Here is a 13,582-nt window from a genome sequence, read left to right as displayed (position 1 = left end):
CACCTCATAGAGTTATATTTTCAACATCTAGAAGATAATCGCACGTCAGCTTTAGCGTCAATTACATAACATGCTTTATGTCAATCCGCACAAAAAAACAGGTATATTTTGTTATCCAATCTAAATTTCGTTGTAAACTTATGGATTATTATTATTTTCATGTAATTTTTATTCACACCATAATGCATAAAAGTTAACAGGTCTGATCAGCACAGACAGCGGTCATTCCGCCTTTTTACAGAGCATTAACGACCAGCTCCAAATCCTCCAAAGGCTGATCCATTACCACGGTCAGTTCACCGGCGGCTCGGTCAAAATGCCATCCCTCGGCGAGCGCCTCCAGTTCTTCCCGGTCCTGCGCTTCCGTCCCGAAATCCAAGCGGCACCCGGCAAACCGGAGATGCTTAAACGTTACGGTCCATTTCTTCCAGCCCTCGGCGTAGCCGTGACTAGCGGGATGAACGCGCAATGTTACGGCTCCCTCCGCTCCTTCCACCGTCAACCGGTACAGATTGTAGGAGTTGTCCTTAAATGCATAAGTCGTTCCATCATCATCGTACAGGTCAAAGGAGCCTTCGCCGCTTGCAGGTGTATAAATATCCAGCAGCAGCTCCGGCGAGCGTTGAAACTCGGTCGATGCAGCCGGTGCGGTACGGGGAATGATTGCCCCTTCCTTAACGTACAGCGGCAGCGTATCCAAAGGAGCGTGGGCCATAAAGTGACTGCCTCCTTGTCTTCTTTCGCCCGTCCAGTAATCGAACCAGTTCCCTTCAGGCAGGTAGACGACACGGTGATACGTATCGGGGCGATAGACGGGAGCCGCCAGTATCTGATCTCCCAGCAGGAATTGATCGCACAGGTTCACCGTATGGGGGTCGTCCGGGTATTCCAGCAGCAGCGGCCTTATGACCGGCATCCCCGTCTCGGCAGCCTCCCGGAATACGGAATAAATCAGCGGCATCAAGGAGTAGCGCAGGCTGATGTAATCCCGGCAAATATTCTCCACATCGGTGCCGAAGGACCAAGGCTCCTGGCGAACGGTGTCAATCATGCTGTGATTCCGGCAAAAAGGGAACAGCGCTCCCATCTGCGTCCATCTCGCCAGCAGTTCTCCGGTCGTGTGATGGCCGAATCCCCCTATATCGGGACCCGCGAAGGCTACGCCCGACAGTCCCAGATTAAGCACCATCGGAATCGCAAGCGCCATATGCTCCCAATAGCTGCGGTTGTCGCCCGTCCAGACAGCCGCATAGCGCTGGATTCCGGCGTAGCCCGCGCGCGACAGCACGAATGGACGGCGTCCGTCCAGATTATTAGCCATCCCTTCCGCGGTCGCTTTGGACATCATCATGCCGTAGAGATTATGAATCTCTCCATGCGTTGCCGGATGGCCGTTATTGCCATGAAGCGTATCCGGCTCGATCGTCTTGCATTCATTGAAGACCGAAGGCTCGTTCATGTCATTCCAAATGCCCTCGATCCCCATCTCCGTATAGAAACGATGGAGACTTCCCCACCATTCGCCAACCTTCGCTTCCGAGAAGTCGGGGAATACGCTTTGACCCGGCCAGACCGGACCGATAAATGGAGTACCGTCCGGCTTCATACAGAAGAAACCCGAATCCGCCCCTTCCTGATAAACATGATAGTCCGGATCGAACTTGACCCCCGGATCAACGATGGGCACAATTCGGATGCCAAAGCTTTTCAATTCCGCAATCATCGCTTTTGGATCGGGAAATCGGACCGGATCAAACGTAAACACACGGTACTCATTCATATAATGAATGTCCAGGTGGATGACGTCGCACGGAATTTCCCTCTCACGAAAAGTGCGGGCCAGCTCCAATACTTCCTCCTGATCCATGTAGCTGTAGCGGGACTGATGATAACCGATGGACCACCTTGGCGGCAGCTGAATCCGTCCGGTAAGAGCGGTGTAGCGCCCTACCACATCCTTGATTTGCGGTCCGGCGATGAAGTAATAATCCACCCCGCCCGTTTCCGTATGGATTGAGAACGCCTGCTCCGAGCCGCGCATGTCAAATACCGATCTCCCCGGATTATCCAGAAAGATCCCATAGGCATTCCCCGGCTCGCCCACGATTAAGAAAGGAATCGACTGGTACAGCGCATCAATTTCCGGCACATGCGGACTAAAGTTATCAGAGTTCCACATTTCATAGCGCTCTCCCCGTTTGTCCAGAAACCCCGTCTTCTCCCCCAGTCCGTAATAATGCGTATTCGCCGTTGCCTGGAACAGAGCGGCCGCCGCCTTGTCCTCATTCCAAGCAAGCAGCGGATTATGCGCCATAATCTGCCCGGACTCATTCAGGAATCGAAGGCTGCTGTCATGTTTAGCGACCTCAATCGTTATGCCATCCGTTTCAATGATATAGGCGGACTCGGTGTCGCTTACCTGAAGTTCCTCTTCTTTCCCGCCGGAATTCTCGTCGTACCCGATGACCGCCTCCGTGGTGCGCAGATGAATCGGGTCTTCAGGCCCGGCGCCGGCGAACAGCTTGATCCGGATGATTCCTGTACGTACCCTGCCGACGGCGAGTTTGCCATTTTCACAAGTGAAAATTACGAGCCCACCTTCCGCAGTAACGGCCTGAACGCGTCCGAGCGTTTGCGTGAACGCGGCTGCGTAATCGGCCTGTATTTTATCGGGACTGATCTGTTCGCTGGTTAACATGTCTTGATCCTCCTGAACGTTAGTTGAACGTTAATATCCTTGAACTTCACTTTATGGCTAAATTGGTTAAAATTTATATTTAAAGCAACGTGCTCATCCCTTGTCTGCCCCAGCCGTTAATCCGTCTACCAAGAAGCGCTGCATCAGGATGAACAAGATGGTAACCGGAACGGCAGCCAATACGCAGCCTGCGGCAAACATCGTAAATTCATTCGAGAAACGGTCGCCGATCATGTCGAACAGACCGACCGCAAGCGTCTTCTTGTCCGGCGAACGAAGAACCAGCTTGGCAAAGATAAAGTCGGTGAACGCCCCGGTAAAGGTCATAAGCGCAGTGTACACTATGAGCGGAGTCGATAGCGGGAGCACGATCCGAAAGAATATCGGCATATGCCCGGCTCCGTCAATCCGCGCGGCTTCCACCAGACTTCGGGGAATTGTGTCGAAATAGCTTTTGGCGAACAGAAAATACAGCGGCGCTCCCGCCGCATATACGATCACGACAGCCGTGTGCGTATTCAGCAGATTCATCTGATTGAGCAAAATATAGATGGCGATCATGCTCATAAATCCGGGGAACAATCCGAGCACCAGCAGGATGCTCATCAGATTTTTGCGTCCGGTAAAACGAAATACCGAGAACGCGTAACCGGTGAGCAGGGTAAGAATCGTGCCGAGAATCATGCTGGAGACCGCAATTTTCAGCGTATTCATGTACCAGACGCCGAACGGATGCTTGGCGAACAATTCGGTATAATGGCTGAGCGTATAAGAAGCCGGCAGGATCGTATCGCTGAACAGCGCGTCTCCGGTACGAAAAGATGACATCAGCACCCACAGGGCCGGATAGGCACAGAAGGCTGTAAGAAGAATAAGCGCGATATAGCTGAAAGACAGCCGGATCGTCGTTCTCGCTTGGTTTCCGGGTCTCATGAAGCATCCTCCTCCTTGAACGCTTTGGTGCGGCGGACATTCCAAATGGCAAATACGGAGAGCACGATAAAGATGAAGATTCCGATTACCGATGCATAGTTGTATTTCCCCTGCTCCATGGACAGCTTGAACAGCCAGGTGATCAGGATATCAGTATGTCCGGCGAACTGGAAGTCTCCGTTAAGCGGCTTGCCGTTCGTCAGCAGGTATACAATATTGAAGTTATTGATATTAGCAACAAATTGCATGATAATCAGCGGCGCCATTGAATACATCACCATCGGAAAAGTGATCAGACGCGTCTTCTGGGAGCCGCTCGCACCGTCGATATCCGCCGCTTCATACATATCTTTCGGTATGGTGGACAGGATTCCGATAATCATCAGCATGGAGACCGGGAAGCTCAACCAGAAATTGACCAAGACGAGCGTGATCTTTGCCCAGAGAGGATCGGACAGCCAGGGAGCCTTGGCGATCCCGAGCATGCCCAGGTATTGGTTGACAGGTCCAAATTGTCCGTTAAAGATGTTGCGCATGATCAGGGTGGAGACGAACATCGGGATGGCAAAGGGCAGAATGAAAGCCGTCCGCCAGAACGATTTGAACCGGATTCCCTTGGACTGCACAAGCAGCGCCGCCGCGAATCCGCCAAAGTAGCCCGTGATTGTCGCAAAAAATGCCCAGATAAACGTCCATAATGTCACACTGTAAAAGGTGTGGCTCCATGCCTTGGTGCGCAAAAGCTCCTTGAATGCCTGAAGTCCTTCCCAGTTGATCAGATGGGCAGGCGGCATGGTTTCCCGGGTGAAGTCGGTAAAGGCTACCAGGATCATAAAAATAATCGGCATCACCGTGAAGAACACGACACCGAGTATCGGAACGGCCAGCACGATGTGCGGGAAGCGGTATGCCGCCACAAAGCTAAGCGTCTGCTTGAACGTATTGGGCCTAACGCCTTCTTCCCGCAGCTTGCCGGTCCGGTAAGCGTCCTTGATGCCGGCTATATACAGCCAAATCAGCACAAGCATGATGAACACCGTGATCAAACTCTCGACCATTAGAAAGATCGAATGATCGCCCATGACCTGCTTGTATATTCTTCCGACCTTCTGCAGGTGAGTCTCCGTCTCACCAAGCGTGACGAGCGCCCAAAGCGCATGGGGCAGACTTGTCACCGCTGTAAATATGCCGTACACGTAAAAGGCCAGCATAAGGAACCCTTTGACATACTGCCGGTTATAGATCTGGCCTAGTCCCATCGCGATAACGGATAACAGGGCGGCCTTTTTTCTGAACTTTTTGGAAGGTTCGGGATACTTAGACCCAATCGCCAGCTGCTGCATCTCCTTTCAACTCCTATCCAAGTAAGGGATCACCCGGAAAGCCCCGGATGACCCCCTTTTTTTATCTCCGCTTATTTCGTCCCTATGCTTGTCTTCATGCCTTCCGCTGCTTTGTCAAGGGTCGCCTTGACATCGGCGCCGTTCCAAACCGCATCAAATGCCGGGTCCATGTATTGCCCAAAGTATTGCATTTCCGGAAGACTTGACCACATGCGGCTGCTTTCTATCTGTTTTAAGAAGCCCTGCATGATTTCATCTTTTCTAATGCTGTCGTCAATTCCTTCGGCAGCCGGAATGGAGCCGATTAATTCGTTATCTTTAATCTGCATATCCTTTGAGGTAATAAAATTGGCGAACAGCTTCGCCGCATTCGGATATTTCGAATACGTGCTCACATAATACGAAGTGGTTCCCGCCAGTGTAACCGGAGCTTTCCCTTCCGGCATGGCCGGCAGCGGGATAACGGCTACTTGAAACGGAAGCTTGCTGTATTTGCCGATTTCCCAGCTGCCATCCAAATTCATGGCCAATTTGCCTTGTTCCCAAAGTCCATTCTTCGCGTCTCTGGTCATGTCGGTCAATTTGAACGGTAAAATGTCTTTTAGCGATTTTAAGAATGTCATGCCTTTAACCGACCCTTCATTGTTAACGCCGATATCCGTCGGGTCCGTTTCATTGCTGCCAAATATATAACCGCCGTAACCGGTCAGAAAGCTAAAGAGATAGAAGGAACCACTGTCAAACATGAAGCCGTATTTATTGCTTTTAACGTCATTAAATTTCTTCGAAAACGCAATGACATCGTCCCATGTATCCAGCTTGGCGTCCTTCACCAGATCTTTATTGACATAAAGCCCGTACGTATAAACTGAACGAGGATAACCATACAGAATCCCCTCATATGTCGATGCGTCAACAGCCAGCTTACGATTGATGGTTTTGGTATCTTCTTCAAAATAATCGTTCGGCAATACAAGGCCGGCATTGACAGCCCCACCAAGGAAATCGTTCGTCATCCCGAATACATCGGCACCCGTACCGGACGGTCCATCCGTTGTCATACGGGCTACGCTGTCCCAGTAGGCAACGTCTTCTACCGTTACTTTAATGTTGTATTTCTTTTCAAACTCTTGAACGGCGTAATCGCTGAAACCATCCTTGATCGTCCAAAAGGTCAACTCCGCTCCCGGTTCCGGCGTTAATTCCTCCGTCCCTTCCGCTACCGCTTCCCCGCCGGAATCGGCGGCGGCATTTCCCGAATTCTCTGCCCCGGAACCCGGCTTGCCGCCGCAGGCCGAGAGCACAAATATCAACATCATACAAAGTGCGAGAAGTCCCAATTTCTTTGTCATTTCAAATCTCTCCTTTAGTTTGTAGATGAATAAGAAAGACTTTAGTCAGTCAGCGCCCGGCAGCTTTCTCTTACGATAATTTCATGGGGAAGCACTTTGGATTCACAGCTTCCGGTTCCTTTTTCCCGAATTTGTTTAAGCAGCATTTGCGCGGACCCGGAGCCCAGCTCGTACACCGGCTGGCGTACGGTCGTTATTTTGGGACGATAAGCTCCGGCAATCGGAATATCGTCAAATCCCATGATCGATACATCCTCCGGGACCCGCAGACCGCTGTCCTCCGCCGCCCGGATCGCCCCGATGGCAACCATATCACTGACACAGCAGACAGCTGTCGGCCGATCCACCCGCGCGAACAGTTCCATCCCGCTCTTGTAACCCGAATCAAGGTCGTAATCCTTATCAAAGAGCCATCCTTCTTGGTATTCAATGCCGTGATCGGCCAGAGCCTGCATATAGCCGTTATACCGCTCAACCGTTTGGTAATACTCCATCGGTCCGCTGAAAAAAGCGATGCTGCGGTGACCCAGCCCGATCAGATACTTTGCGGCATCATAGGTGGCCTGGTAATCATCGATGTTGATGCAAGAGAACCGGCCGTCCTTGTCCGTGTGACTGGAGAATATAACGGGAATATCGTTCTTATCGAAGAAATCGATTTGCTCCTGTTTCGGAGCGGAGGTTAACAGTACAACGCCATCCACATACTTATCACGAAGCAGATTTAAATAATGGAGTTCAACCTCCGTATCCCCGTTCGTATTGCAGAGCAGAGTCGTATAGCCATGCTGGAAGAGTTCTTTTTCAATGCCGCGAACAAACATCGAAATAAAGGTATTGGCGACATCCGAAATCAGCACACCGACCAGCATACTCTCCTTCATAATCAGCGTCCGGGCCACGGGATTCGGATTGTATCCGAGCTCGTCCACCACTTTCATGACTTTGTCACGCACTTCAGGACTGACAGGCTTGCTCCGGTTCAGCACCCGCGATACTGTGGCTATAGAGACATTCGCCAGTCTGGCCACATCCTTGATTGTAAATGACATGCTTTCACCCCCTTTGTCATAATCAGGAAAACCTTTTCCTCACACTCAAAAAAAAGAGAAAAGTTTCGTTACTTACCTTTTTCAACTGTCGGTTAAGCACTTAAGAAAAGAAGGAAAACCTTTTCCCGCAAACGAAAACAACATTTCTGAATCTTTCATCTTCGATACAATTGGTATTTGCGATAATAATACTATCGGGAATAAATGAATGTCAATATAAATGACACACTTTAATTAAATTTTTAGTTTTGTCATCTTACATTACATATATCGATAGGTATTCAGTGTTAAAATTCTCCTCTGCACTGAGGGAGTTTAGAATGTTTATCATATCACTATTCATAATAATTAGTGTATACTAATACATATTTTACTATATTTTTTCGCTATTCAGACTCGCCCATCTTTTATACAAGGACGTGATTACCGTGAATTTTCTGGATATTGAGGAGTGTAAGCCGGAACAGATCCAAGAAATTTTTGGCCTGGCCGACCGGCTTTGCCAGAACCGGGAGCAACCCCTGCTTCAAGGAAAAACGTTCGTTTTATTATTTCCCGAAACCAGTCTTCGCACGAGAGTAAGCTTTGTGAAAGGCATCCGCGATCTGCGGGGTGAGTGTATCTGCATGTCCCCGGAAGCTCTGAACAAGAGAGAACACCTTGCAGATGTCATAGGCTATATGGAGAACTGGGCCGACGCGGCCATAATCCGGCATCCGGACCTCAATAAGCTTCGGGAACTGTCGCGTTATGCTTCGATTCCTGTCATTAATGCGATGACTTCGGAGAATCACCCGTGCGAAATTATGTCCGACCTCTATGCAATCAGCAGACGGAGACCGGATTACAAGGACCTGGTTTATACCTTTGTGGGCCCGGGAAGCAACATCAGCCGGACATGGATGAGCATGGCGAAGAGGATGAATTTAAACTTCCACCACGTCTGCACTGAGGGCAATGCGCTTGGGCCGGAAACCGCCAATTATACGTTTCATACCCGTCTGGAAGGGATATTACAAGACAGCGACATCCTGCTGACCGATTCTTTGCCGGAGGAATTCCGGACTGCCGAATACATAGGGAAGTACCAGTTAAATTTACAGCGGATGCGGACGGCCAAGCCCGGTGCGCTGCTCAATCCGTGTCCGCCCTTTTTCAGAGGGGAAGAGGTCGCAGCGGATGTGATTGATACAGATTATTTTGTAGGATATGAATTTAAAAAAGGTCTTCTGTATGTCCAGCAGGCCATTATGCTGTACTGCCTGTATCACTCCAAACATGCGGCTACTTAATGAACCTGACAAGCACTGGACCTCTAATGAGGCTCGGCGCCGTATAACAAGAAAGACCTCCACTGAACCTATACTAGGATTCATGGAGGTCTTCTTATTCCAGCTTATTTGAGCAGGTACATTCTTGCTTCGTAAGGACGCAGCGTACCGGCGGAAACTTCATCGCTGTAGTTGGAGATCAGCAACTCCTTTTCTCCAGCCAGCTCTTCAGGTATTTCATATGAAACGGTATTTCCATAAAAATTGCACAGCACGAGCAGCGTGGTCTCACCCAGCGTGCGGGTATAACCGAACAATTCCTTATCTTCAGGGAACAGCAGCTTGTAGTCGCCGTAAACGATTACGTTATTTTCCTTGCGGAGCCGAATCAGCTTCTTATAATAATGAAATATGGAGTCCGGATTCTCCAATTCGCCCGCCGCATTGATCTCCGTGTAATTCGGATTGACCCGAATCCAAGGCTGGCCCGCTGTAAATCCCGCATGTTCGGAAGCATCCCACTGCATTGGCGTACGCGCATTGTCGCGGCCTTTGGCGTAAATCGACTCCATAATATCTTCGTGGGCGTATCCGCTTTCGATCCGCTCTTTGTATAGGTTAAGCAGCTCGATGTCGCGGAAATCCTCAATAGGATAGTGCACATTCGTCATGCCCAGCTCTTCACCCTGATAAATGTAAGGGGTGCCATGCATGCCATGAAGTAGGGTGGCCAGCATTTTGGCCGACTCCACGCGGTATTCTCCGTCATTTCCCCAGCGGGAGACAATGCGCGGCAGATCGTGGTTGTTCCAGAACAGGCTGTTCCAGCCTTCGCCCTTCAGCTCCGTCTGCCATTTGGACAGCACCTGCTTTAATTTCAGGAAATCCAGCGGCGCAAGATCCCACTTCCCTTTCCCTTCCTGCTCATCCAGCATGATATGCTCGAACTGGAACACCATGGAGAATTCACTGCCATCCGGATTGCTGAACAGCTTGGCGATCTCTGGAGTAGCGCCCCAGGTTTCGCCTACCGTCAGCAGATCTCCCTTTTGAAAAGTTTCCCTGCTGAGCTCTTGAATATACTTGTGAAGATTCGGGCCGTTGGCGGTGATTTTCCGGTCGGGCTCTTTGGCGATCAGGTCGATTACATCGAGCCGGAAACCGCCCACTCCCTTATCCATCCACCAGTTGATCATATCGTAAATCTCCTGCCGGACTTTGGGATTATCCCAGTTGAGGTCCGGCTGCCTCACAGAGAACAGATGCAAATAATACTGCCCCAGCTCCGGCACCCACTCCCACGCGGACCCGCCAAAGCAGCTTCGCAAATCGTTGGGCGGCGTTCCTTCCACCCCGTCTCTCCAGACATAGTAATCATGATACGGATTGTCCTTGCTTTTCTTTGCTTCGAGAAACCAAGGATGCTCGTCGGACGAGTGGTTCAGCACAAGATCCATGACAATTCGGATGTTTCGTTTCTTGGACTCGTTAATCAGCGTCTCCATGTCCTGAAGCGAACCGAACATCGGATCGATATCCTGATAATCGGAAATATCGTAGCCATTGTCATCCTGGGGCGATTTGCATACCGGAGAAAGCCAGATGGCACCGATTCCAAGCTCCGCCAAATAATCCAGTCTGGAGATAATTCCTTTCAGGTCTCCGATGCCGTCTCCGTTCGTATCCTGAAAGCTCCGAGGGTAGATTTGATAGACTACCGTTTCTTTCCACCATTTATTATTTCCCACTGTTATCCCCCTTACCTACAGCCACCACATTTCGCCGAGCTGCTCCTGAATTAGCACCTGGTTCAGATTGTCGACCGCTTTGGAGAAGCCTTCATTGATCGACATCAACCCGTCTTCATGCTCAATGCTGACGACATAATCATAGCCAACCAGACGCAGCGCGCTGACAATGTCCGCCCAGGTCTTCAGATCATGGCCGTAGCCAACGGTACGGAACTGCCAGGCGCGGTCCAGCATGTTGTCATAGGTCTGCATATCGGTCAGGCCGTACTTATTGACATTGATCGGATCAATGACCGTATCCTTGGCATGGAAGTGATGAATCGCTCCGGCCCGGCCCAGGATATGGATGGCCTGCACTGGATCGATGCCCTGCCACCACATATGGCTCGGGTCCAGATTGGCGCCGATCACTTCACCCGCCGCTTCTCTCAGGCGGAGCAGCGTCGCCGGCGTATGCACCGAAAAGCCGCCGTGCAGCTCAAGACCAACCTTGACGCCATATTCAGCCGCAAAAGCCCCCGTCTCCGTCCAGTAAGGAATGATTTTATTCTCCCATTGCCATTTCAGCACTTCCTGAAAATCATTCGGCCAAGGCGCAACCGGCCAGTTCGGATATTTCGCATCCTCATGGTCTCCGGGGCAGCCGGAGAACGTGTTGACAACCGGAACACCCAGCTTTTCAGCCAATTTTACAGAATTCAAGAAATCCTCGTGATCCTTCTGCGCCAGCGCTTTTTGCGGATGCAGCGGGTTGCCGTGACAGCTGAGCGCGCTGATGATCAGTCCTCTCGACTCCACCGCATGCTTGAACTCCTTAAGTGCGCGCTCGTCTTCAAGCAGCAGCTTCGGATCGCAGTGGCTTTTTCCGGGATTGCCTCCTGTGCCGATCTCTACCGCTTTAACTCCTTTTTCCGCCACATAGTCCAGCGCGTCCTCCAGCTTGCGGCCCCCGAACAGTACCATAAATACGCCAAGTTTCATGGATTGCGTTTCCCCTCTCCGTTTATCGTCTTATTTATTCAGCACCGCTTGAGCGGCTTCCTGAGGCTGATTGTCCTGGGTTCCGTCAAAATATACGGTCCGTCCGGTGCGTGCAGATTCATAAATAGCCTCCAGAATTTGCGTAACCACAAACGCCTGCTCCGGTTTGACCAGCGGTTCTTTGTCTAGGGTCACCGCTTCAAGCCACAGACGCGCTTCACGGTCCGCTTCGCTTTCTTCATCTCCCGAGTAGAAGGCGACTCCGCCCGGAGTAAGCTCGATATTCGTCTCATACAGACGGCCTGAGCGTTCGCCGTTAATGCGAAGTCCGTCAGTCATATCGGCCCCGGCTTCCGTTCCGCACAGCAGTGTCTTCGCTTCGCCGTACTCGGCGACGTTCAGCGCCCAGCTCGATTCCAGCGCAATCGTCGCTCCGTTCTCCATCGTGATGAAGCCGAACGCGGAATCCTCAACCTTGAACTGCTCCGGGTCCCACGGACCGAACGCGTTAGCGGCGTTCTCCCGCTGTCCGAGCTTATGGAAGACGGAGCCGGTTACGCTGCGCGGCTTGTAATTGTCCATCATCCACAGTGTCAAATCAAGCGCATGCGTGCCGATGTCGATTAGCGGGCCTCCGCCCTGCTTCTCTTCGTCCAGGAATACGCCCCAAGTCGGCACCGCGCGGCGGCGCAGCGCAATCGCCTTGGCATAGTAAATCTCGCCCAGCTCTCCGCTTTCGCACAACTCCTTCAAATACTGGCTGTCATTGCGGAAACGGTTCTGGTAGGCGATAGACAGCTTCTTGCCGGTCCGGCGGGCAGCGTCCAGCATTTCCTGCGCCTGAGCCGTCGTCTTCGCCATCGGCTTCTCGCACATGACGTGGCAGTCGGCTTCGAGCGCCGCAACCGTAATTGCCGAGTGGCTGTCATTCGGCGTACATACATGTACTACGTCGATGCCGCCGTCTTCCAGCAGCTTCCGGTAGTCCGTATACACCTTGGCGCCTTCCGCGCCATATTTTTCTGCGGCTTCCTGAGCCCGTTCTTCGATAATATCGCAGAAAGCGACCAGTTCAGCGTTCTTTTGACGCGAGAGGCTTGGCAGGTGCTTGCCGTTTGCGATACCTCCGCAGCCGATAATTGCGATTTTAAGTGTGTTAGACATGAATATTGCCTCCTTGTTTATAGTTTGTTTCAAGCCACTTTATACTATCCGCTACGCTGTCCAGCGGCGGCCGGCTGCAGAAGTCCTGCTCCACAATGGCCCACTTGACGCTGGCCTGTTCCGCCGCCTCCAGAATGGCAGCAAGATTCACTTCGCCTTCGCCAAGCACGACCGTTTCCGCCGAACCGTCCTCCTGCCGCTTCATATCTTTCAGGTGAATCAGAGGCAGACGTCCCGCGTAACTTCCAATATACTGCACAGGATCGTAACCGCCGTAATACACCCAGCAGGTATCCATTTCAACCTGGAGAAGATCTGCCGGAACCTCCCGGTACAGATAGTCGAACGCCGTCAGCCCGCCGCTCTTCTCCCGCAGCTCAAAATCATGGTTGTGATATAGCAGCACGGCGCCTTTCTCCCGGCATTTCTCTCCGAGAATCCGTAAATTGGCCGCAACGCTGCTCCAATCGCTCCGCTGCTCCTCAGTGAGATAGGGTACGATCAGAAATGGACTGCCGAGCTTAAGTATGTAGTCGATCTCGGCATCGGCATTCTCCAGCAGAGCATCATAGGGCCTGTGCGCTCCTATAGCGGTCAACCCGGTTTCTTCAAGCAGCGCCATAACTTCTTCAGCACTCCGGCCGAAATAATTAAAAAATTCAACGCCGCTATAGCCCAGTTCGGCCACCTTGCGAAGAGTTCCTTCAAAGTCCCTTTCCAGTTCTTCTCTAACCGTGTAGAGCTGCAAACCGATCTTCATCATTTCTGTCATCACTCCCGCAGCATGTAATTGAGCATTGTTGTTTACCTGAACAATAAGAGTTTATCTATACATCAGCTGCACCTTGATCCTCACGGGATTAGAACGCCAATGTACACAGGTTCCCTTTAATTTTTGGGCGGTTTTTGCGTTTTTTGAATTTTTTTCGCTGCCCGAGAACTAGTATCATCGTAATCTGAAAGCAAATATAATAAAATGAATAATATGATTAAAACATGAACAATCTGATTATCTTTTAGCTGCCTGAGGAGGACAT

The 13,582-nt window shown here is 51.1% G+C and carries 10 protein-coding genes; 1 reads left to right on the top strand and 9 read right to left on the bottom strand.

What is annotated here, in order from left to right; genetic code table 11:
- Positions 1-235: 235 nt before the first annotated feature.
- The 5 genes from PDUR_RS12630 to PDUR_RS12610 form a co-directional block, all read right to left on the bottom strand.
- Positions 236-2,698 (bottom strand): glycoside hydrolase family 31 protein, encoded by a 2,463-nt coding sequence (locus PDUR_RS12630; protein WP_042206585.1) that lies wholly within the window; start codon positions 2,696-2,698, stop codon positions 236-238.
- A 93-nt stretch (positions 2,699-2,791) separates the two neighbouring features.
- Positions 2,792-3,631 (bottom strand): sugar ABC transporter permease, encoded by an 840-nt coding sequence (locus PDUR_RS12625; protein WP_042206584.1) that lies wholly within the window; start codon positions 3,629-3,631, stop codon positions 2,792-2,794.
- Positions 3,628-4,974: a sugar ABC transporter permease gene (locus PDUR_RS12620; protein WP_042206583.1), complete on the bottom strand. Its 1,347-nt coding sequence runs from the start codon at positions 4,972-4,974 to the stop codon at positions 3,628-3,630. The genes PDUR_RS12625 and PDUR_RS12620 overlap by 4 nt, the downstream gene beginning before the upstream one ends.
- A 71-nt stretch (positions 4,975-5,045) precedes the next feature.
- A complete protein-coding gene (locus tag PDUR_RS12615) occupies positions 5,046-6,326 on the bottom strand; it encodes a sugar ABC transporter substrate-binding protein (RefSeq protein WP_042206582.1) in 1,281 nt (426 codons plus the stop codon).
- A 41-nt stretch (positions 6,327-6,367) separates the two neighbouring features.
- A complete protein-coding gene (locus PDUR_RS12610) occupies positions 6,368-7,378 on the bottom strand; it encodes a LacI family DNA-binding transcriptional regulator (RefSeq protein WP_042206581.1) in 1,011 nt (336 codons plus the stop codon).
- A 428-nt stretch (positions 7,379-7,806) separates the two neighbouring features.
- On the opposite strand from PDUR_RS12610, the gene PDUR_RS12605 reads away from it, so the two are divergent.
- Entirely contained in the window at positions 7,807-8,670 is an 864-nt protein-coding gene (locus tag PDUR_RS12605) for an ornithine carbamoyltransferase (RefSeq protein ID WP_042206580.1), read from the top strand.
- 104 nt (positions 8,671-8,774) lie between these two features.
- Here PDUR_RS12605 and PDUR_RS12600 read toward each other — a convergent pair whose 3' ends face one another.
- The 4 genes from PDUR_RS12600 to PDUR_RS12585 are packed head-to-tail and all read right to left on the bottom strand — an operon-like array spanning position 8,775 to position 13,308.
- Positions 8,775-10,397: a glycoside hydrolase family 13 protein gene (locus PDUR_RS12600; RefSeq protein WP_179945188.1), complete on the bottom strand. Its 1,623-nt coding sequence runs from the start codon at positions 10,395-10,397 to the stop codon at positions 8,775-8,777.
- Between the two features lie 15 nt (positions 10,398-10,412).
- A complete protein-coding gene (locus PDUR_RS12595) occupies positions 10,413-11,381 on the bottom strand; it encodes a sugar phosphate isomerase/epimerase family protein (protein ID WP_042206578.1) in 969 nt (322 codons plus the stop codon).
- A gap of 30 nt (positions 11,382-11,411) precedes the next feature.
- Positions 11,412-12,545, bottom strand: coding sequence for a Gfo/Idh/MocA family protein (locus tag PDUR_RS12590; RefSeq protein WP_042206577.1), 1,134 nt, complete (start codon positions 12,543-12,545; stop codon positions 11,412-11,414).
- Positions 12,538-13,308 (bottom strand): sugar phosphate isomerase/epimerase family protein, encoded by a 771-nt coding sequence (locus PDUR_RS12585; protein ID WP_042206576.1) that lies wholly within the window; start codon positions 13,306-13,308, stop codon positions 12,538-12,540. The genes PDUR_RS12590 and PDUR_RS12585 overlap by 8 nt, the downstream gene beginning before the upstream one ends.
- Positions 13,309-13,582 lie beyond the last annotated feature (274 nt).

The sequence above is a fragment of the Paenibacillus durus genome (assembly GCF_000756615.1).
GTDB lineage: Bacteria > Bacillota > Bacilli > Paenibacillales > Paenibacillaceae > Paenibacillus_AQ > Paenibacillus_AQ durus.
Note: the sequence above shows the minus strand (reverse complement) of the source record. Positions and strands in the feature narration are given on the sequence as shown.